The sequence below is a fragment of the Flavobacterium sp. CG_9.10 genome, from assembly GCF_015752245.1.
Classification (GTDB): Bacteria; Bacteroidota; Bacteroidia; order Flavobacteriales; family Flavobacteriaceae; genus Flavobacterium.
In genome coordinates this window covers 190,905-212,328 of the sequence record NZ_JADOVD010000005.1, presented here as the reverse complement: position 1 = coordinate 212,328, position 21,424 = coordinate 190,905, and the positions used below count along the sequence as shown (strand labels likewise).

At 34.2% G+C, this 21,424-nt stretch carries 15 protein-coding genes; 4 read left to right on the top strand and 11 right to left on the bottom strand.

The annotated features are described in order from the left end of the window. Nucleotides 1-204 precede the first annotated feature (204 nt). Complete coding sequence (locus tag IWX84_RS06260; RefSeq protein ID WP_196849887.1) at nucleotides 205-1,683, top strand: amino acid permease; 1,479 nt, start codon at nucleotides 205-207, stop codon at nucleotides 1,681-1,683. Nucleotides 1,684-1,759: 76 nt separating this feature from the next. On the opposite strand, the gene IWX84_RS06255 is transcribed toward IWX84_RS06260, so the two are convergent. The 8 genes from IWX84_RS06255 to IWX84_RS06220 form a co-directional block, all read right to left on the bottom strand. Continuing rightward, entirely contained in the window at nucleotides 1,760-1,987 is a 228-nt protein-coding gene (locus IWX84_RS06255; protein ID WP_066082307.1) for a PspC family transcriptional regulator, read from the bottom strand. Between the two features lie 55 nt (nucleotides 1,988-2,042). Then, nucleotides 2,043-3,314 (bottom strand): DUF2851 family protein, encoded by a 1,272-nt coding sequence (locus tag IWX84_RS06250; protein WP_196849886.1) that lies wholly within the window; start codon nucleotides 3,312-3,314, stop codon nucleotides 2,043-2,045. Nucleotides 3,315-3,421: 107 nt separating this feature from the next. Next, nucleotides 3,422-3,904, bottom strand: a complete 483-nt coding sequence (locus IWX84_RS06245) for a 3'-5' exonuclease (protein ID WP_196849885.1) — start codon at nucleotides 3,902-3,904, stop codon at nucleotides 3,422-3,424. 95 nt (nucleotides 3,905-3,999) lie between these two features. Next, the gene (locus IWX84_RS06240; protein ID WP_196849884.1) at nucleotides 4,000-5,361 is read right to left on the bottom strand and encodes a pyridoxal-phosphate dependent enzyme; all 1,362 of its coding nucleotides are present in this window, start codon (nucleotides 5,359-5,361) and stop codon (nucleotides 4,000-4,002) included. Nucleotides 5,362-5,557: 196 nt separating this feature from the next. Continuing rightward, entirely contained in the window at nucleotides 5,558-7,516 is a 1,959-nt protein-coding gene (locus IWX84_RS06235; protein ID WP_196849883.1) for a putative porin, read from the bottom strand. 127 nt (nucleotides 7,517-7,643) lie between these two features. Beyond that, on the bottom strand, nucleotides 7,644-9,509 hold the full coding sequence (locus IWX84_RS06230) for a S8 family serine peptidase (RefSeq protein ID WP_196849882.1): 1,866 nt from the start codon (nucleotides 9,507-9,509) through the stop codon (nucleotides 7,644-7,646). 121 nt (nucleotides 9,510-9,630) lie between these two features. Further along, complete coding sequence (locus IWX84_RS06225) at nucleotides 9,631-11,073, bottom strand: RagB/SusD family nutrient uptake outer membrane protein (protein ID WP_196849881.1); 1,443 nt, start codon at nucleotides 11,071-11,073, stop codon at nucleotides 9,631-9,633. Nucleotides 11,074-11,084: 11 nt separating this feature from the next. Further along, the gene (locus tag IWX84_RS06220; RefSeq protein WP_196849880.1) at nucleotides 11,085-14,126 is read right to left on the bottom strand and encodes a SusC/RagA family TonB-linked outer membrane protein; all 3,042 of its coding nucleotides are present in this window, start codon (nucleotides 14,124-14,126) and stop codon (nucleotides 11,085-11,087) included. A gap of 197 nt (nucleotides 14,127-14,323) precedes the next feature. On the opposite strand from IWX84_RS06220, the gene IWX84_RS06215 reads away from it, so the two are divergent. Continuing rightward, nucleotides 14,324-14,983: a ribonuclease HII gene (locus IWX84_RS06215; RefSeq protein ID WP_196849879.1), complete on the top strand. Its 660-nt coding sequence runs from the start codon at nucleotides 14,324-14,326 to the stop codon at nucleotides 14,981-14,983. 110 nt (nucleotides 14,984-15,093) lie between these two features. Here IWX84_RS06215 and lipB read toward each other — a convergent pair whose 3' ends face one another. Next, entirely contained in the window at nucleotides 15,094-15,810 is a 717-nt protein-coding gene (lipB, locus tag IWX84_RS06210; protein ID WP_196849878.1) for a lipoyl(octanoyl) transferase LipB, read from the bottom strand. A 118-nt stretch (nucleotides 15,811-15,928) separates the two neighbouring features. Further along, nucleotides 15,929-16,660 (bottom strand): hypothetical protein, encoded by a 732-nt coding sequence (locus IWX84_RS06205; protein WP_196849877.1) that lies wholly within the window; start codon nucleotides 16,658-16,660, stop codon nucleotides 15,929-15,931. Between the two features lie 207 nt (nucleotides 16,661-16,867). Here IWX84_RS06205 and lysS point away from each other — a divergent pair, with 207 nt between their 5' ends. After that, complete coding sequence (lysS, locus tag IWX84_RS06200) at nucleotides 16,868-18,577, top strand: lysine--tRNA ligase (protein WP_196849876.1); 1,710 nt, start codon at nucleotides 16,868-16,870, stop codon at nucleotides 18,575-18,577. Between the two features lie 210 nt (nucleotides 18,578-18,787). Next, entirely contained in the window at nucleotides 18,788-19,309 is a 522-nt protein-coding gene (locus IWX84_RS06195) for a hypothetical protein (RefSeq protein WP_196849875.1), read from the top strand. 92 nt (nucleotides 19,310-19,401) lie between these two features. Here the strand turns inward: IWX84_RS06195 and IWX84_RS06190 are convergent, their stop codons facing one another. Next, entirely contained in the window at nucleotides 19,402-21,213 is a 1,812-nt protein-coding gene (locus tag IWX84_RS06190) for a hypothetical protein (protein WP_196849874.1), read from the bottom strand. Nucleotides 21,214-21,424: the final 211 nt, after the last annotated feature.

Genomic DNA, 21,424 nt, shown 5'->3' with positions numbered 1-21,424 from the left:
AACAATATTTAGAAAGTCCACTCAAAATTGTTATTACGAACCACTTAAACCTTCAAATTTATGGGTAGAAAAAAAGCTTACCTCCTAATTACATCTCAAAAAAAATTAAAATCACAGTTTTAACAACTTAAAACTTAATTATTGTTTTTATTTTTTATAAAAAAGAATACATTTGGACCTTAATAACAAAAAAAACCATAAAACATGTCTATTTGGAAAAGAAAACCATTGGCTCAGCTTTTAGCAGAAGCAGCCGATTCTGAAAAGGGATTAAAAAGAACACTAACCGCTTGGTCATTAATCGCATTAGGAATTGGCGCCATTATAGGTGCAGGATTATTTGTAAGAACTGCCATGGCTGCCTCACAAAATGCAGGGCCATCAGTAACAATAGCATTTATTGTTGCAGCAATTGGATGCGCCTTAGCTGGATTATGCTATGCAGAACTATCTTCTTCAATTCCAATTTCGGGTAGTGCTTATACGTATACTTATGCCACCATGGGTGAATTTTTAGCCTGGATTATTGGTTGGGATTTAATCCTTGAATATGCTGTAGGAGCTGCAACGGTAGGAATCGCCTGGAGTGAATATCTAAACAATTTGCTGATTAATGTGCTCCATATGAGTCCAATTCCTTATTCTCTTTCTCATTCACCATTTCAATCAGATTTGGTAACTGGAGAACATGGAATAATCAACTTACCCGCTTTATTTATTGTCGCGGTTATCAGTTTATTATTGATAAAAGGAATTCAAGAATCAGCTTTTGTAAACGGAATCATCGTAGTTGTAAAAGTTGTTATTGTAATATTAATTATTGTTGTTGGTTGGAATTTTATTAATCCAGCAAATCATACACCTTATATCCCAGCAAGTTCAATTTTTACAGATGAACATGGTATCGATCATAATTTTGGTGGTTTTTGGGGAATAATTGGAGCTGCAGGAACTGTGTTTTTTGCCTTTATTGGTTTTGACGCCGTAAGTACTGCTGCACAAGAAACTAAAAACCCTAAAAGAAATATGCCCATAGGGATATTAGGATCACTTGCAGTTTGTACCGTGTTATACATCCTTTTTGCTCATGTATTGACTGGAGTAGCCACAGTAGATGATTTTAGAACTGGTGGAAAAGAAGCTTCTGTAGCTTTTGCAATCAATAAATATATGATCGGTTATGCGTGGTTAGGTCAATTAGTAACTATTGCCATATTAGCAGGATTCTCATCTGTGATTTTAGTGATGTTATTAGGACAATCCAGAGTATTTTATGCTATGGGTAAAGATGGTTTATTACCAAAAGCATTCAGCGATTTGCATTCAAAATACAAAACTCCATATAAAGCAAATATTGCAATTTTAGTAATTGTTGGATTATTTGCAGCCTTTATTCCAGGAGATATTGTAGGAGATATGACCAGTATAGGAACGTTATTTGCATTTTCACTTGTATGTGTATCTGTTATAATTCTTAGAAAAAAAGAACCAAATATGGTAAGAGAATTCAAAACGCCATGGGTGCCTTTAGTTCCAATTTTAGGGGTTATCACTTGCGTATTGATGATGGCAGGTTTAGGTTGGACAAACTGGCTAAGACTTTTCGCTTGGATGGCTATAGGTGTAATAATCTATTTTATTTACGGTAAAAAGAATAGCGTATTGAACAATCCAAAAGAATAATTTTCTTTAAATAAATTAAAAAGGGACTATAAAGTGCATTACCTTTATAGTCCCTTTTTTTATATTTTGGTTTCGATTACAAGTCGAAAACCGATGTGCGTTTGGCTCGAATTAAATCTTTCAAGCGGATCCAAAAAGCCAACGTCAAATACACGGCAAACCACAATCCAGCAGTAACAAACGACAAGTATATAAAAAACAGCCTAACGCTACTGGCACGCATTCCCAATGTGTCAGCTAAACGTGAAGAAACATGAAAACCATGTTTTTCAAAAAAGAATTTTAGTTTTATTATCGCAGACATTTTGATGAATTGTAAGTTACCGGCAAAATTACGAAATTTTATAGTTATCTCATTTCTAATTGCTTTTTAATAATTCCATCCCCACAGCGCACTCCAAACATTTACTTTTATTGCAATATTCATTTTTGAGTTGTAGAAGCGATTGCGTTTCAAAAGCATTCTTCGATTTTATTCCAAAAGAAGAAAATTTATCTATAATTGCATTTTTTTCGGGGGGGACCTCATTTACTAAACATAATAAATCTTCAGAAACTTCCTTTCCCTGACTTTTTGCGTAAGCAAACTGAAGCGGAATTATTGTATTTATGACAAGTAAATCGATAAATGATTTCGAAAGTGCTTTCTTTTTCTTTGGACTATCTTTATCAAACTGATAATGGTTTTGCCAATATTCAGAAGCAGAAACTTCAAATATCCTATAAGTATTCACTAGTGAGCTTACAGTGCTGATTTTTGAAAATAAATTCTGCTGACTATGGTATAAATTAGCTAATTGAGACAATCGGATTGTTGGAAAATTATCTGGTCGGTGCTTAAAAAACTGCACTGGTTCAATGGAATTTTTCTCTATCTGATATTTATGTAAAAGGTAATAATACCGAAATTTTAAATCTTTAAAATAATTATCTTCTTTTTCTGAATCCAACAAACCAGCCGTACCTAAAAGCAAAGCTTCTAAATTTTCGACTTCAAAACTTTCTTTCCTTATTACGGAAAAAGGGATCGAATGGGCAATTGTCATAAAAATCTCTCCATTGGTATTCAGCCCGAAATTTTTCGCTAAAAGGATAAATAAAACAGCCTCCCAATCCGAATTTGTTTGCTCTAATAAATCAAATATTGGTTTTGATTTTCTTTCTAATCGCTCAAAAAACAACCGTTCCTGCCAGTTTTTAAAAGTAAATTCGTTGATGTCTTTTAGTTGCTTTTCGCAAAAAATCCATGATTTTGGAGACAATAACGATTTGTAATTAGCTACCGTTGCTTTTTCAACATATTTTTTGAGTTCCAATACCGGAATTTCAGTGTTATTGCTTCTATAAATCTCAGTGTCATGTTCCCAAACGACATGAAGAATTACGTTTTCATATGCCGAATCTCTCTCATGATGATGCACATACCAATCCGAAGATTTAAGATGAATTTCCACATTTCCAGCCCATTTTTGATTGCCAATGGTAATTTGGGCATTGAAAAAATCAGGGCCGGCTAGTTCCAAATATTGTCCAACATTGATGATTGTGATTTCCTCTTCGTTCGAAGTTTTCAAATTTATGGTGTCAAACTTTTTGAATTTCCACAGGTAATGGAGAAAATCTTCTTTCATTTTTAAGACTATTTTGATTATTGATAAAAAGAGGAACAACTAAAGTACTAAAATATACAATAACTCCTACCTTTTTACAAAATCAATTTTAGACCAAAAAGCCAAATCTAACGTAACATGTACAATTTGGCGCAAGCACGAGCATCAGATAGAGCTTCATGATGGTTTAGCTGAATTTTCATTTCACGGCAACAATCACTTAATTTGGTTGGTTTTAATCCTTTGGCTTTATAAATTTTCACGGTGCATTCCCAACGAGAAGCAATATTCAAATCAGCGTAATCCAAACCATAAAGCGCCATCGATTTAGCCAAAACGTTTCTGTCAAAACTTTCGTTATGAGCTACAACCACTCTATTTTCGAGCCTTTTTTTGATTTCAGGAAATACTTGCGCAAAGGTTTTTGCATTCATGGTGTCTCGCGGATAAATTCCATGGACTTGTATCGTAAAAGGGGAATATAAATTATTTGGGGGTTTTATCAGGCTTACAAATTCATCCACTATCACTCCGTTTTCAACAGTAACAATCCCCACAGAACAAGGATGGAATGCAGTTGCAGTTTCAAAATCTATTGCTGTAAAATTCATTGCATTTTGTTATTTAAGTCTAAAGAAAAACACGAATTTCACCTTCAAAAACAGTGAAATTCGTGCTGTATAATTTAATATTTGTGACTGAAAATCTATTTTATCGAACCAATAATATCATATTTTGTGATAATATGATGTTTCCCATTTCCTAAATCAACCAAAACGGCTTGATTGTCTTTGGTGAATAGTTTCGAAACTTCTTCTATAGCTGTCCCAAGTTTAACAATTGGGTAGGGTTTACCCATAACTTCCCTAATTGGTTTATCGGCTACATCTTTGTCCGAAACATAGCTTTGAAACAAATCAGATTCATCAACAGAACCAACAAATCCTGTAATATCAATCACTGGTATTTGAGAGATTTTATATTTACGCATACGTTCAATAGCGTGAGAAACTAATTCTTCCGTACGAACAATTACTAATGGTTTATCGATATGATCTTTGATAACATCTTCGGCCTTTGTAATTTCTTCGTCAAGAAAACCTCTTTCACGCATCCAATCGTCATTGAACATTTTACCCACATAACGACTTCCAGAATCGTGGAATAAAACCACAACTACATCTTCCGGTTTGAAATGTTCTTTAAGTTGCAACAATCCTTTTATAGCCGCACCTGCTGAATTTCCAACAAAGATACCTTCTTCAAGAGCTATTTTACGAGTATAAACTGCGGCATCTTTATCGGTTACTTTTGTAAATCCATCTATCACGGAGAAGTCTACATTTTCAGGCAAAATGTCTTCACCAATTCCTTCTGTGATGTAGGAATAGATTTCATTTTCGTCGAATATTCCTGTTTCATGATATTTTTTAAATACAGAACCATACGTATCAATTCCCCAAATTTTAATATTTGGGTTTTTCTCTTTCAAGTATTTTCCAACACCAGAAATTGTTCCTCCAGTACCCACACCAGAAACAAAATGAGTAATTTTCCCATCGGTTTGTTCCCAAATTTCAGGTCCTGTTTGTTCATAATGCGCAATTGCATTTGATGGATTATCATACTGATTTACATACCAGGAATTAGGTGTTTCTTCCGCCAGTCTTTTTGAAACTGAATAATAAGAACGTGGATCTGTTGGCTCCACATCAGTAGGGCATACGACCACCTTTGCGCCTACAGCACGAAGGATGTCCATTTTCTCTTTGGATTGCTTGTCAGAAATCACACAAATCAATTTATATCCTTTTATAATAGCGACTAAAGCTAATCCCATTCCTGTATTTCCTGAAGTTCCTTCAATAATAGTTCCTCCTGGTTTTAATCGACCGTCAGCTTCGGCATCAGCAATCATTTTCACGGCCATTCTGTCTTTTACTGAATTTCCCGGATTAAAAGTCTCCACTTTAGCAAGTACTAATGCATCCACACCAGCAACCACTTTATTAAGTTTTACTAATGGCGTGTTCCCTATGGTGCCTAATATATTTTCTGAATATTTCATTTGAGTGTATAAGTTTACCGAAATCTGTTAATGATGCAAAGATAGAATTAAAAAAATGTTTAGCAATTAGCAAATTCCTACCTTTTTAGCCCTGATGGTCCCGAAGCGTCGGGAGGCATCCTCGCAACGCAGTGGAGAGATATAGCTGATAGCAGGAAGTATCACTGCTAAAATGCCTAATCTTTCGCTACTAAAATTAATTGAAGAAATTCCAAACTAACCCAAAACGGATTGTAAAATCACGGTACGGATTGTTAGGTGACGAATAAAAATTATTTCCTGTCAACGAAGAATTGAAGTGTTCAGCTTTGAAATAAATCCGGGTTCTTTGAATCTTTGCATTAATGAAAAAATCAAGGTTTGGATAATTGCCAATTTCTTTTTTGTTTTGAACAAAAAATTCTCCAATTACAGGATTGTACTCATTTCCTAGGTATTTAGTGAAATAATTCAGTGAGATGCCAGTTTGCAAAAATAATGCATTCTTTTTGAAAAAATAATTGGAGTAGTAAAAAGTATTTCTCGTTACAATTTGAGGAACGTTTAGGATTTTGTCCTGTTGACCCACTTTTTGATATAAAATAGAATTATCTAAAGCAAAATTCCCAAAATTAAATTCTCTGCTGGCTTTTATGGATAGATAATTTATGGTTTTGTCGTATTGTGCTGGCGCAATTATTTGGGTACGGGCCAATATTTGGGCATCTGTAGAAACATCTGCAAAATAAAGGTGATCGTTTAATATCGAATATTGGAGCGACGCGTTAACCCAAGGAGTCACGGCATTAGCTGATACAGAATTTATTTTTTCATTCTTGAAATCATTAGACCAATTGTACTGTACGTAACTACTTTGATACAAATCATAATTGTTATTTGGCAATTTGTTTATATTTTGATATGAAAATGTTAATTCCGTTTCATCATTGTAATCGTATTTCAACTTGGCGTCTAAATTCGACAAAGATTGATTTGTAACGGATCTTGAATATAAAAATTTCCCATTCCACTTATTTTTTTGATACTCATATTGACCTCCAACATTGTTTATATTTTGGCTCAAAGAGCTTGGAACTGTTTTATTGTCAAAAATCAAAATCTGATTGTAGAAATAGTTTGATCTAAAATCTTCTGCAAAAAACTGAAATTTCCCAAGAGTCGTGTTCTCGTAAATTAACCCCAGTTTATTATACATTTTATTATAATGGGTTTGATCGTTGATCCCGCTGCCTACAAAAGAAGCACCAAAGCGATAAACAGTTTGAGAACCAACATTGGAAGGAACTGTAGCCTGATTGTATTCGAAAAATTTATTTTCGTAATTGAATTGGTGCGCTATATATAAATTATTAGCTCCTTTGGTAGGATTAATTCTAAAATTGTGATCTACAAAAATTCTTTTCCCCTTAAGAAATGATTTAGCATCGTTTAAAAAGACTTCCAGTCTTTGTCTATTATTAAAATTTGGATCTTCACTTTCAAAATCATTATTTGTGGTGATTCCCCCATTTTCTTGATTTAAAATGTCTTGATAGGTGTAATGCGCATTGGAATAATATCGCTTGTTTTTAGTATTATAACTCACAGTAAATCTAAAATTCCCCGTGCTTGCTAATTGATTTATGTATTGTCCCTCAGAGCGCAATCCTTTATAAGCAATAGAAAAATTAAGGTTTTCAGAAGTATTTAAAGTAATAAATGAATCTGCCGACTGTCCTTTTTTGATTGTCGTCTTAAAATACAATTCTGTTATAGGAGTTGCCACAGAGTAGTATCGTATTTGGTTTGCTTCCAAAAAATTGAAATGTTTTGCTTTGAATCCAAACTCAGGAAAAGCAGAAAAATCAGTTAAACTATACTGAAGCGTATTGTAGGTTTGACCGTCATTCGCAAAAGCTAACAGTCCAAAAGTATCTTTTCTCAAATAATTATGGCTGTACTCTCTCTTAATGGTAAGTGAGGTGTCAATATAAGTGGTATCGCGGTCTATCGTAATCACACGATACAAATCGATTGTGGCAACTGGTTGTTTCGCTTTTTTTATAGTGTCAGACCTATTGTATTTACTATTGGAGTCTAAATTTTGACTATTTCTTTCTTGAGAAAATAGCATAGTGGAGAATGATACAAAAATAAAAAAAAGGAAAATTCTCATTTGAAAAGGATATAGTTAGGCAATTGTTTTATAATAAAAATCAGGGTAAAGGTAAATGATAATCATCATAAAAAAAAAACATCCAGTATAAGTGGATGATTTTTATTTAATTTGGAAATCTTGCTCTCTATTTCTTTAAAAACTTTGAATTAATAGTTTTACCTTCACTACTAAATTTAATAAAATACATTCCAGAGGAAAGATCAGAAACTTTGACATTATTTTTTTGTTCATATATTAAAGTACGAATTAATTTGCCTGTTACATCATAAATCATAATATAAGTAGGCGAAAAAGCAGCTGGTAAGTCAAAAAATAGATTTTCCTGAGTAGGATTAGGGTATAAGCTAATAGCATCATTTATCTCAAAATCAGAAGAGGCTAAATTCAGATTATTAAAACCCTCACCAATCAAAGTGAAATCTTGAGTCCCTCCAGACAATGTTCCCTTGTTAGTCACTTGAATTGTATACTTTCCAGCAGGGGCATTTTCGATAAATACTTTCTCTATGTTATCGACATTATTATCAGAGTTTTGGGTAGCACCATTATTAAGAGATGTAGGATCTAATTTCCACGGATAATAGACAGTACCACTATTATCAATTATTTTAAGATCTAAATTATTAACTAAATTGGGGGTTCTATTGTCTTCAGTAATTGGAGTTACAACAGATCCAAAACCAACTGGATCAGTCCAAGCAATTGAAATCACCAATGGTCGTCCACCAGAGACAGTAACTTGTTTTGTAAAGGCTACCTTGTCACTCAAAGACGTTTCTAAAATTAATGATGAAGTTCCGTTTGAGCTTATCAATTTAGCTGCTTCTTTACCATTAGCTAAACCCCAACCATATTCGTAATCCGGTCCATTAGATACTCCTGCTTCATCCGCGCTATGACATAAAAGTCCTCGAACAGTTGCAGCCTTCATGAATACTTTATTTAAGTTATTGTAATGTTGTTGCAATAATACTATTAGTCCTGTAATTGCTGGTGCTGCCATTGAAGTACCACTTAAAATCTCGTACGTAGAATCTGTTAAGAAATTACAAGAATACACCCCAACTCCTTTTGCGCTGATGTCTGGTTTTATTCGTCCATCATCCGTTGGTCCATAATTACTAAAAGAACTCATTGCAACACTGGAAGGACCATTGTATAAAGGAACAGAATTTACAGCTGCTACGACAAGAGAATTTTTAGAAACAGCACTACCGGACAGCATGTCAAAACCACCTTTAGCATTGATTTGTGGATGCGAGCTATTTCTTGAATTTCCTGCTGCAATAACAATTTGATAATACGGGAATACTTCAGAAATTTTATCAAAATCAGCTGATGTTTGATCATAATAACCAAATCTAGAAGTAGGAAAAGAATTTGTAATACCATAACCATAGGAATGGTTTGAAACTAAATAACCTTCACCTCCAAAAGTTGTCATTTCTTCAACGTCACTGTCCCAAAAAAAAGTTTTAGCTTTTGCTTGATAAGCAAAACCTCTTGCCCTTGGAACAAAACCTTTAGCACAAATAGTACCAGTAACATGCGTAGAATGCGCACTAAAAGAGGATGCCCCATCACCAAATACTATCTTTGATCCCGATAATTCCTGATGCGTTTCTCTAACTTTACCTCCGTCCCAAACTCCAGCAGTAATACCAAAACCTGTAAGATTAAGTCCTAAATCACCATTAGGTTGCAAAGAATTTGCACGAATTGTCACTATCGACTCATCATTTTCAACGGTATAAAAAAAAGGCAAACCATCGTAAATGCGCTGAAGAGAGCTAGTTTCTGAGTCCACTAGCTTATACTTAAGTTTATAGGCTTGAATGCTTTTTTTTTGTTCTTTTTGAGACTCTAATAAATTAGCCGTGAAATTAGTAATCTTTTCTTTATTGTAAGATTGTTTAATCTTATTTCGTTCTTCTACATTCTGAGCAACAGATAGTTGAAATATGAATATAAAAAATAATATTTTTTTCATTTTTAAAAAAATTAGTAATTAGATTTCGATCGAGGTTAGGTTATTATAATTTATTGAAAATAAAAAAACCTCCCAAATGATTAAAAAAGGGAGGCTGTTTATATTTGTTTTTATTCACAAACTAGTAACCTGGATTTTGCTTTAAGTTACTGTTCAAATCTATTTCAGATTGTGGAACAGGAAGTTGCCATTTATAGTTACCAGCAGGAATTGTTAGAGCTATAGTTTCTACTTTAGTCCCAGTACCATCTGCATAATCTCCTTCAACAGCGTTTCTCACCATCGATTGACCTAATCTCTTTAAAGTAAAGAAACGATCCATTTCAAATGATAACTCTAACCTTCTTTCAAGTAAAATAGCATTTAGTAATGCTGCACCTGTTTCATTTCCAGTCACGAATGAAGAATATCTTTGAGATCTTACTGCATCTAGGAAAGTCAAACCTCCACCATTAATTCTATATTGCGCCTCTGCCATGTTTAAATAAACTTCTTCTAAACGCAATACTTTAATATCAACAATAGCAGGGTTACCTGTTAATCTACCATCATACTTAATCACATGATTTTGTATCTTACCATTGTAAGCACTAGTTTTCATGTAAGCAGCTTTCCTGATATCAGTTGCAATAAATAAATCTGCAAAACTTTTAGGCACTACATACTCAGAACGAATACCTTGCGTAACTGTTTGTGACCAAACAGTACCTGGAGTAACACCATCCACTTGATCAATTCTTAATCTAAATAAAACACCCGAACCGGTCGAAGTATATACATCATCCCACAAACCAACCATGTTAGCTCGAGGACAAACCGTATTTCCAGCTATCGCAAGATTCCCAAATTCAATTACCTTAGGATAGTCACCCATGTACAAATACACTCTAGATAACAAAGCATATACTGCAGCTTTAGAAGCTTTTCCAGATGCATACGTATTGCTTGTTCCGATTTTGTCTTTTGCAATCAGCAAATCTGCTAAAATCTTCGTGTACGAATCCGCAACTGTTGGTCTTGTAGGCTTAGAAAAAGGCGCTACAACATCTAGGTAATACATCCCTAAAGAAGCATTAGCATCAGTGGATTGTGTCGGGATTTTAGAATAAATCCTAGCCATGTCAAAGTTGTTTAATGCTCTAATAAAACGAGCTTGACCTTCAATATTATCTCTAGCTGCATCTTGAGGAATATTGGTAATATTATTAATTACTCTACTTGCAGCCTCAGCAGCTCTATAAGCACTGTTGTAATATTCAAAATGTGAACTGTTAGGCACAGAAAGTAATCTAAAACCACTTGCGTTAGATTGACGTCCTTCCACACTTAAGATAACGTTGTCAGTCATTACTTCAGAATCGATAATAAATTCTGATCCGTAACCACCTGCACCACCATTTTTAATCATGTAAGAGTATGCTCCAGTTACTGCATTTTCAAAATCAGATGCAGTACGAAGAACGATGGTCTCACTAACAGAATTATATGGTTTAAAGGTTATATCTTCATCCGTGCATGAATTTAATGCGATAGATAAAGCAAAAAGGTATATTATTTTTTTCATAATTATTTTAATTATAAATTAATTGAAATTCCGAAAAGGAATGTTTTAACATTAGGATAAGAATAAAGGGCAAACTGACCCGGAATTAATGGATTCGCTTGAGTACCAGTTTGGTTTTCTGCGCTACCAATACCTACCTCAGGATCACCATTAAACTTAGACCATGTAAATAAGTTTTGCATTTGAGTATAAATTCTAAACTCATCTAATGGTAAATTAGGGAACGCTTTCTTAGTAAATTTGTATCCAACATTAAGATTTCTAAATCTAATGTAACTTGCGTCTTCTAAGAAACGATCAGATACATTATTTGACTCAATTCCTGATATTGGTCTTGGAGCTGGCAATGTAGCTGTTGTGTTAGTTGCAGTCCAGAAATCGAAAGCATTTACTGCTTGATTTCTAAATGGTGCAGATCCATCCGCAGTCATATTCTGCCACATGTAGTTGTACGTGTAGTTTCCTTGTTTGAAAACAAAGTCAGTTGATAAATCAAAACCTTTATACGCAAACTGCATACCAAAACCACCTTCATATTTAGCATAAGGAGTTTTTCCAGTAAATGCTCTATCACCTGAGCTATATACATCCGTTAATGTACCATCTAATTTTCTATACATTGCACGACCATTAGTAGCATTAACTCCTGCATAAGGCACAAGGAAGAAATCATCAGGACTAAGACCCACTTTATTTACTGTTAAACCACGTATAAGTTGGTTGTTAGGATCTTCAGGACGGTTTAATGTGTTAATTTTTCTATCAAAAACAGCTGCATTAACGTAAAAAGACAAAGTAGTATTTTCATTTTTAATAGCAAAAGCTTTCAACTCCAATTCCGCACCTTTAGAAGTCCAGTCTCCTGCATTAATAAGTGTTGAAAATCCAGTTCCAACAGTAGTATTATCACTGTATATGAAACCAATTCTTTTATCCTTAAATACAGAACCAGAGAATGTCAACCAATTATTTAATACCGCCGCTTCAATACCTATCTCGCTTTTCTTTGCTTTTTCGAATTTTAGGTTGTTATTTCCAACATTATTACCTGTAAGAATAGTACCTATACCACCTCCGTAAGGAGTAGTTGCAAATATATTTTGTGCGCTGTAACTACCGATTCCATTTGTTGAATTTAATTCTCCATAAGAAGCTCTTAATTTCAAATTATTAAGCCATTTAGCATTGCTCATAAAAGATTCTTCAGTAACATTCCAACCAACAGAAGCACCTTTAGCGAATTCATACTTATTATTAGTTCCTAATACAGATGAACCATCTCGTCTTCCATATAATGAAACTAAATATTTATTATTAAAATCGTAATCTATATTTCCAAAGAAACTGACTGTAGCATTCTCAGTACGTCCAGTTGCGGGAACACCTACCACTGCAGTACCTGCAGTAGGCAAATCACCATTTACATATCCTTTTCTAGTCATAGTATAGGATCTAAAGTTATATTTGTAATACTCGTATAAAACAGTAGCATCAAAATTGTGTTTACTGTTTATGCTGTATTTGTAATTCAAACTGTTCGTTAGCTGGTACTCGAAAGAATCCCAACCGTTATCTGTTTTTGAACCTCTAGCTGCAGGATCACCTACAATTAAATCCAAGAAAGAGGATGGTTTTGTAAATGATTCTCTTTGATATCTCTCATAATTCATATTCATCTGCGTTTTGAATTTTAAATCTTTTACAATTCCTAATTCAACATACGGACGACCATACATTCTGAAAAAACGACGTTGTTCTGTATTATTTACAATAGCTTCTTGAATAGGAAAACCAGCAGCTAAATTTGTATTATAAGTCGGATTTCCCAAAACGTCATTAACTATATTTCCATTAGCATCTCTTGCATAAAACGGCTCATATGGATTGTAATCATACATTGCACGAATCGGATTTTGAGCATTGTTACGGTCTCTAGAATCATTAAATTTTTCATAAGAACCCCCAACATTAAAGCCAAATTTTACGTGTTCATTAGCTTTGTATTCACTATTGTATCTTGCTGTAATTCTATTGAATCCTTTAAGCTTATCAATAATCCCAGAATCTTCAGTATATCCAACAGACATAAAATTAGTAAACTGATCATTACCACCAGAATAAGAAAAATTATTATTTTGAACAAACCCTTTTCTTAGCAAATCATCTTGCCAATTGTGATCATAAGAACGCAACAATGCCACTTCAGCCGGAGTTTTTCCTATGGAACCACCTTGACCAATTAAGCCTTCGTATCTGATTTTCTCATCTGCGTTCATCATACGGAACGGATCTTTCAATTTTTCAGTAAAACCAATTGAATTATTGAATTGGAATTTAGCTTTTGCATTTTTACCCTTTTTGGTAGTAATTACAACAACTCCATTTCCTCCACGAACTCCATAGATAGCAGCAGAAGCTCCATCTTTTAATACCGAAACAGATTCAATGTCACTAGAACTTAATGCCGAAGCTTCAGTTCCACTTACAAAAGCACCATCAACTACGTAAATAGCCTCAGCTGAACCACCTGTAATACTTACCGCTCCACGAACAGTAACAAAGGCTGCCGCTCCCGGTTTTCCATTAGCAGCTGTAACTTGTACTCCAGCAGCTTGACCTTGCAACGCATTTTGAATAGTTATAGCCGGAGATTGTTTTGTAATCTCATCTGAAGAAACAGTAGAAACAGAGGAAGACAACTTTCTTGAATCTTTAGAAAAATAACCTAAGTTAGTCTGAACAATCACCTCATTCAAACTTACTCCATCTTGCATTGATACATTTACAACATTCGATGCAGTAACTGTTTTGGTAGTTTCCATCATACCCACAAAAGAAAAAACCAAAACATCTCCAGTCTTTGCTTTAATAGAATATTTTCCATCAAAATCAGTTTGTGCACTTGTTTTTGTACCCTTAACGATAATATTTACTCCTGGAATAGGCCCAGACCCGCCAGAAACAACACCAGAAACAGTTCTCTCTTGTGCAAAAGAAAACTGCATAGATAACGCTAGCAATAGCGAAAAAATCCATTTGAATTTCAATCTCATATTAAATTATTTGAATTAGTTATTCGGCAAACATCATAATTATTTCCTAAAGAAACAAAGTTTTTTAAATAATAATATAATTACTTTTCAACATAGTTTTAAATAAAAAAACGAGAATAACGATACTATCCCTCCAGAAAATGAAATTATGAGTAGATTTTAAGACATAAACTTGTATTTTTGTCAAAATTAATTTAATGTTAAGCCCTTATTTTTTAACACCAAATTTAGAAACGGGAACTGATGAAGCTGGTCGTGGTTGTCTCGCCGGACCCGTTACAGCGGCGGCAGTAATCCTTCCAAATGATTTTGTGAATGAAATTCTGAATGACAGCAAGCAATTATCTGAAAGAGCCAGAGAAAAATTACGACCGATTATCGAGCAACAAGCCATCACGTTTGCAGTAACACATCTTGAACCGTTAGAAATTGACTCTATTAACATTTTGAATGCATCTATAAAAGCAATGCAAGAATGTGTTTTAAAACTCAAACCACAACCGGAATATATTATTGTGGACGGAAACAGTCCTTTTATTAGAAAAAAAGGGATAAAAAATATAAGTGGAAAAATTTTTACAGATGATGAAATTGAGATTCTCACCTCGATTCCGAGTTCCAGTATTGTAAAAGGAGACTCCAAATTCATGAGTATTGCGGCAGCTTCGGTATTGGCAAAAACGTACCGCGATGAGTACATGAACCGGATTCATGAAGAATTCCCGATGTATAATTGGAAACAAAACAAAGGATATCCCACCAAAGAACACCGTGAAGCGATTAGAAAATATGGCGTAACGAAATACCATCGAATGACCTTCAAATTGCTACCTGAACAACTTAAATTAGAAATTTGATTTAAGATTGTAGATTAACGATTTTTGATTGCAGATTTATGCGCAGTCAAGAGAATTTAAGGTGAAATTGATTTTTGTTATTGAAATTGCCATTAATTTTCGATTGTAGATTAACGATTATTAATTGCAGGTTGAAACTCACAAGCGAATAACTCCGTGAAATGTTTCAGGATTTTTTCTTTTACTTCTTCTTCATTTACTTTTTCAACACCGAGTTCTACGTTTAATGAAGTTACGGCTTTACCGCGAATACCACACGGAATAATATTATCAAAATAACCCAAATCAGCATTTATGTTTAGTGCAAATCCGTGCATGGTTACCCAACGCGAAGCACGAACACCCATAGCACATATTTTTCTTGCAAATGGTGTTCCTACGCCTAACCAAACTCCGGTTTCGCCTTCGCTTCTGCCACAAGAAATTCCATATTCTTGAAGTGTAAGAATAATGGCTTCTTCTAGGAAACGCAGGTATTTATGAATATCAGTAAAGAAATTTTCTAAGTCAATAATTGGATAACCTACAATTTGACCTGGCCCGTGATAAGTAATATCACCACCACGATTGATTTTATAGAAAGTCGCTCCTTTGGCTTCGAGTTGTTTTTCGGATAAAAGCAAATTACTTAAATCACCACTTTTACCCAAAGTATACACATGCGGATGTTCTACAAAAAGAAAATAATTGGGGGTTTCGAGGTCAAGTTCTTCTCTGCGATTTCGAATTTTTAAATCGACGATTCCTTTGAACAATTCTTCTTGGTATTCCCAAGTTTCCTTGTAATCTTTAGTTCCTAAATCTTGGAGTTGGATGGTTTTGTTCATTTGTCATTGCGAGGAACGAAGCGATCCTATTTCGTTTCCTTATTTTTTATTGGCAAAGGTACAAAGTTTTCAAGAATGAATAATACAGTGTTCCAATACATCTTTAAGTTTAAAATTATTATTCTAAAATCACTTCTAAATTTGTACTTTCTGGATTTTGCAAACAATCCGATATCAGAAATTGTAATTCCAATGATTTTTTGTCTTCGGAAATTTTTGCATTTGCATTCGAAACTGACTTTATTTTTCGAGGAAAATGATATTTTAAAACATACGGCTGGCTGATTTTAAAATTGGCTACTCGAGTTTTCAATTCTGAAATTTTATCTTGCTGTTTTTTTAATTCAACTGGATCTGTAATTTTTACTATTCTTTTAAAAAGACTTCCGTCAAAAGCATAACTTACACTATAATAATGTTCTTCGGCAGTTAAGGCATAATTATGTTCTAAATCATCCGCATATTCTTGGGTTTTGTATAAATCAGGAACTGCTGAAATTTTATCGAAGTTTTGATTGATTTTTGTTCTAAATTCTTTCTCGTAGGAACTTTTCTTGATGTGAACATTCACGTTTGAAAACTTTTGAAAAACAGCTTTTTCGAATTCTGGAAGTTTCGAAAATGTTTCCGCATATTTCGCTATGAAATCCTTAAAAACGTAAGTTGTATCCTCGAATTTTTCTTCTTTGGAATAATTTTCACCCGCTAATTGCATGTAGCTGTGTTCGTCGCGAAGTGATTCGGTTTCTATTTTTCCGGAACCGTCTTGGTTTAGATGGATGGTTTCGGTGATTTGGCAACTTGTTGTTAGAATAACTAAAAGTATAAAGGCGTAAATTTTATTTTTCAATTTTTATGATTTTGAATCGTTATTTTTTGTCAAATGTAGAATAATAACTACAATTCCTAGCCCAGATTATAGTGGAAATCCTTTTTATTTTTGCTGCCAAAAATAAAAAGATTGCAACGGAAAGCTGGAAATAGCTCCAAAAAACCTTTAGCACTTTGTTACTTTGCTACTTATACAGTATCTTTGCGCTCTTAAAAACAGCATAAAATGGCATTATCCGAACAAGAAATATTACGTAGAGAAGCACTTACCGAATTACGCAATTTAGGCATCGAGCCTTATCCAGCAGCCGAATTTATCACAACCGCTTATTCCAGCGAAATCCTAGCCGATTTCGAGAAGTACGAAGGGAAAGAAGTTGTTTTAGCAGGACGATTGATGGGTAAGCGTATCATGGGAAAGGCGTCATTTGCAGAATTGAAAGATGCTGAAGGACGTATTCAAATCTATGTTTCGAGAGATGATATTTCAACTGATGAGGAGAAAACGATGTACAATGTGGTTTTCAAAAAACTATTGGATATTGGCGATTTTATTGGGGTTCGCGGAACGGTTTTCAAAACGCAAGTGGGTGAAATCTCGGTCCATGTGTATGGATTGACAGTTTTGGCAAAAGCCTTGAAACCACTTCCTGTTGTAAAAACGGATGCTGACGGAAAAACACACGATGCTTTTGCTGATCCGGAACAAAGATACCGTCGTCGTTATGTAGATTTAACGGTAAACGATCACGTTAAAGAAACGTTTATCAAAAGAACAAAATTGTTCAATGCGATGCGTACTTTCTTTAATGATAAAGGATATCTCGAAGTGGAAACACCTGTTTTACAACCAATTCCTGGTGGTGCCGCAGCGCGTCCTTTTATCACACACCACAACTCGCTTGATATGCCTTTATACATGCGTATTGCGAATGAGTTGTACTTAAAAAGATTAATTGTTGGTGGTTTTGAAGGGGTTTATGAGTTTTCGAAAAATTTCCGTAATGAAGGAATGGACAGAACGCACAACCCGGAATTTACTGCCATGGAAATATATGTAGCCTACAAAGACTACAATTGGATGATGAAATTTGCCGAAGATTTGCTGGAATATTGTGCCATTGCGGTAAACGGAACTAGTGAAGTTACTTTTGGAGAACACAAAATCAGCTTTAAAGCACCTTATGCTCGTGTTACGATGACAGATTCTATCAAACATTTTACTGGTTTTGATATTTCTGGAAAAAGTGAAACTGAACTTTTTGATGCTGCAAGAGGCATGGGAATTGACGTGGATGCTACAATGGGGAAAGGAAAATTGATCGATGAGATTTTTGGTGCGAAATGCGAGGGAAATTATATTCAGCCTACTTACATCACTGATTATCCAAAGGAAATGTCGCCTTTGTGTAAATCACACCGCGATAATCCGGAATTGACAGAGCGTTTTGAATTAATGGTTTGTGGTAAAGAAGTGGCAAATGCTTATTCGGAATTGAATGACCCAATTGATCAAAGAGAACGTTTTGAAGACCAAATGCGTTTGGCTGAAAAAGGAGATGATGAAGCCACGGGAATTATCGATGAAGATTTCTTGAGAGCGTTAGAATACGGAATGCCTCCAACATCAGGAATGGGAATAGGAATGGACCGATTGATTATGTATTTGACAAATAATGCTTCTATTCAAGAAGTGTTGTTGTTCCCGCAAATGCGACCAGAGAAAAAGCAAGTTCAAATTGAATTGGAAGATGACGAAAAATTGATTGTTGCGCTGTTGAAAACCAATGAAAACCAAATGGATTTTGGGTTACTAAAAATCAAATCAGAATTGAGTGGGAAGAAATGGGATAAAGCCATGAAAAACTTATCTTCTTTGGGAATGACCGAAGTTGTGGTTGTTGGAGAAAGTAAGGCCTGTAGATTGAAAGAATAAGTTTATTCGAGAAATATATATATAAAAGGAGCTTCAAATTGAAGCTCCTTTTTTTATGAAAATACTTCATATTGCAATATGTTTATGTTACAAAACCAAGTAGATAGTATGATTTTTTTAAAATTTACTTTTAGTTAAATATGTCATAAATTTCTTATTTAAATAAGTTTTAATTCTATTTTTGTTTGAACAAAAAACAAACAAATAAATATGAAGAAAATTATTTTAGCTGCCCTTGCGTTATTTGCATTTGGATTTGCAAATGGTCAAGCAAAAGAAGGCCAAGTTTCAAAAGGGAAATGGCTCGTAGAAGTAAATACTGGATTTGGTAAAAATGTAGGTTCTACTTCATTGTACCTAACTTCTTCTGACGGTGTTACTGCTTACAACATTGGAGTCGAGGGCGGTTATTTCATCAAAAACAATCTGGCGCTAAAATTAGGATTAGGTTATGGTGATAATGGTATAGCAGGACAAAATGAACCTATTGCTTATAAAATCGGAGCCAAATATTATTTTAAAAGTATGATTCCTGTTGAGCTTTCGTATAACGGTGTAGGTTTTGGTAATGCAGATGCTAATCCAACATATGTTGGTGCTCAAGTAGGTTATGCCTTATTTTTAGGAAAAAATGTAAGTATAGAACCTGGAATTCGCTATAATATGGCTACACATAAACAATATTACGACAACAGTTTACAATTTAATATTGGGTTTGCATTGCATTTCTAAGATTACTTATGCGGAAGGATAGATAATAAAAACATTAAATTCATTATTAGGAAATAAAAAATCGGCTTGAATAATTTCAAGCCGATTTCTATTTAAACCAATTCCAGTTCAGGAATTTTTATTCCAAACAATTCCTCTTTATAAAAGTCTAGCAAATGAATACTATTAACATTGGTTTGAGAAGAAAATGAAGAAGAAAATAAGGATTGATAGTACCCAATTCCTTCTATCAAATTATTTTTAAAGGAATTCCATTTTTTAATTTGCGGGGCAGTTATTTCGGCAGAAACAGTTGCGATTTCATTTTTCAAATAATCTACATACATTTTCAATTCTTTCACAAACATATTCGGACGGTTTTTAACGTTCAATACCGAAGTGTTTCCATAAATATGCTGCACCATTTCAGAAAGGGAAACTTCATGGTCAAAATAAGCCATATTAGGTCCCGGACAAATGACTACACCTTGCGCCTGTCCTTTAATCTTGATCTCATTTTCCAGATAGGAAGCATTGGCTAAACCAACACAAAGACACGATTTTTCGGTGATTTTATTTTTTGCATTTTCAAACATTTCGGCAGTCAAAGTATCTTTCTTGGTGTCCAACTCCTCCAATTTTAAATCCTGAAATTTTTTGGAAGCAGAACAAATTCCTTTAGCCCCATATTCTTTGCTTAACGCCAAAAACTTTTTAGGACAAGAACTTCCTGCATTATTATCATGAATACGCTTGAGTTTTAAATGCTCATTCGTTGTTCCTTTTAAGGTGTTAAATGGAATTCCCAAAGGAGAAATATGACTCAAATACAAATCTTCTACTTTGGCTTTTGCCAATAATTCTCTTGTGGCTTGATCAACAGAAGTAGCTTCGGGAACCAATAAAAATGGAGAACCCCAACCCACAGAATCCACATGATAATAATCCAATAAAAAGGCATGTTCTTCGGCCGTGCCTACTCCGCCCTGAACGGTAATTTTTAAATCCAATGGTTGTTCAGGAACGTGCAATCTCTTTTGCGCTAAAGCTTTGACCATTAAATCATGCGCAGACTGAATCAATTGTTCTTTTTTCTGTTTGAATTCTTCCAAAATAGGACCTAACAAATACCCATCAGTAGCAAAAGCATGTCCGCCACAATTCAATCCGGATTCAATCCGGTATTCAGAAACCCAAAGTCCTTTTTTGGCTAAAAAATTCCCTTGAATCATTGCCGAACGGAAATCACTCACTTTTAGAATAATTTTCTTCTTCAAAGTATTGTTGGTATCCGGGAAAAAGACATCGAAATTTTCGAAATAACTGTACAATCTTGGATTCATTCCTGCTGAAAGCACCACCGAAGAAGTCAACGTACTATTAGCAAAACCGCGAAGTGAAGCATGAGCATCATTGTAAGCAGCCGGTAATTGTTCCTCTTTTATGAAATTATCTTTATCGACTTTGGTCATGATATTGACATCAATCTCACCTGCGGTCAGGTTGTTTTCAAGATAATTCTTGATGTTTTCCTTAAAGGCGATTCCGTCATCCATTAGATTCTGAAGTCCTTTTTTGATCTCGGATTTGTTCGGTAACATGGCCATATAATTTTCTAATGCCAGTTTGCTTTCCGCCAATTCGTTCTTGAAACTTTCGAATTTATCTTTTACGATTTTATCTACCAAATTTAGATAAGATGTAATGCGTTCCGCACGATAATCATGGATTTTTTGGGAAATTTCCTGATATGGAAGGTTGAATTTTTTGCTATAAAAAGCATTCATTTTTTCTATAAGATCATCGTCTATAATCGAAATCACAGAGGATATCCCATATTTTGCCACGCGAATTGGACTGTCTATGGTGTAAGCAAGTCCCATCACTGGTATATGGAAAGTATGTAACGGTTTAGTTGTTTTCATGCGTTTGATGATTTATTAAACAAAGCACAAAATTCGATAAAGAAAACAGTTTAAAAACTGATAAATATCATGAAGTACTATTTACTTCATTGAAAACCATACTGTTTTATGAGACTAGTCAATGGGAATTCTTCAAGAATAGAAACTATAAACTTTTGTTAACAATTAAACCTTACTTAACTATCCTCGTCTTATTAGTATAATTTAAAAA

What these genes read in the sequence shown, in the direction of transcription:
- IWX84_RS06225 (WP_196849881.1), bottom strand. Translation starts at nt 11,073, where the DNA reads ATGAAAAAAATAATATACCTTTTTGCTTTATCTATCGCATTAAATTCA.
- IWX84_RS06250 (WP_196849886.1), bottom strand. Translation starts at nt 3,314, where the DNA reads ATGAAAGAAGATTTTCTCCATTACCTGTGGAAATTCAAAAAGTTTGAC.
- lipB (WP_196849878.1), bottom strand. Translation starts at nt 15,810, where the DNA reads ATGAACAAAACCATCCAACTCCAAGATTTAGGAACTAAAGATTACAAG.
- IWX84_RS06190 (WP_196849874.1), bottom strand. Translation starts at nt 21,213, where the DNA reads ATGAAAACAACTAAACCGTTACATACTTTCCATATACCAGTGATGGGA.
- IWX84_RS06235 (WP_196849883.1), bottom strand. Translation starts at nt 7,516, where the DNA reads ATGAGAATTTTCCTTTTTTTTATTTTTGTATCATTCTCCACTATGCTA.
- IWX84_RS06195 (WP_196849875.1), top strand. Translation starts at nt 18,788, where the DNA reads ATGAAGAAAATTATTTTAGCTGCCCTTGCGTTATTTGCATTTGGATTT.
- IWX84_RS06230 (WP_196849882.1), bottom strand. Translation starts at nt 9,509, where the DNA reads ATGAAAAAAATATTATTTTTTATATTCATATTTCAACTATCTGTTGCT.
- IWX84_RS06260 (WP_196849887.1), top strand. Translation starts at nt 205, where the DNA reads ATGTCTATTTGGAAAAGAAAACCATTGGCTCAGCTTTTAGCAGAAGCA.
- IWX84_RS06245 (WP_196849885.1), bottom strand. Translation starts at nt 3,904, where the DNA reads ATGAATTTTACAGCAATAGATTTTGAAACTGCAACTGCATTCCATCCT.
- IWX84_RS06240 (WP_196849884.1), bottom strand. Translation starts at nt 5,361, where the DNA reads ATGAAATATTCAGAAAATATATTAGGCACCATAGGGAACACGCCATTA.
- IWX84_RS06220 (WP_196849880.1), bottom strand. Translation starts at nt 14,126, where the DNA reads ATGAGATTGAAATTCAAATGGATTTTTTCGCTATTGCTAGCGTTATCT.
- lysS (WP_196849876.1), top strand. Translation starts at nt 16,868, where the DNA reads ATGGCATTATCCGAACAAGAAATATTACGTAGAGAAGCACTTACCGAA.
- IWX84_RS06255 (WP_066082307.1), bottom strand. Translation starts at nt 1,987, where the DNA reads ATGTCTGCGATAATAAAACTAAAATTCTTTTTTGAAAAACATGGTTTT.
- IWX84_RS06215 (WP_196849879.1), top strand. Translation starts at nt 14,324, where the DNA reads ATGTTAAGCCCTTATTTTTTAACACCAAATTTAGAAACGGGAACTGAT.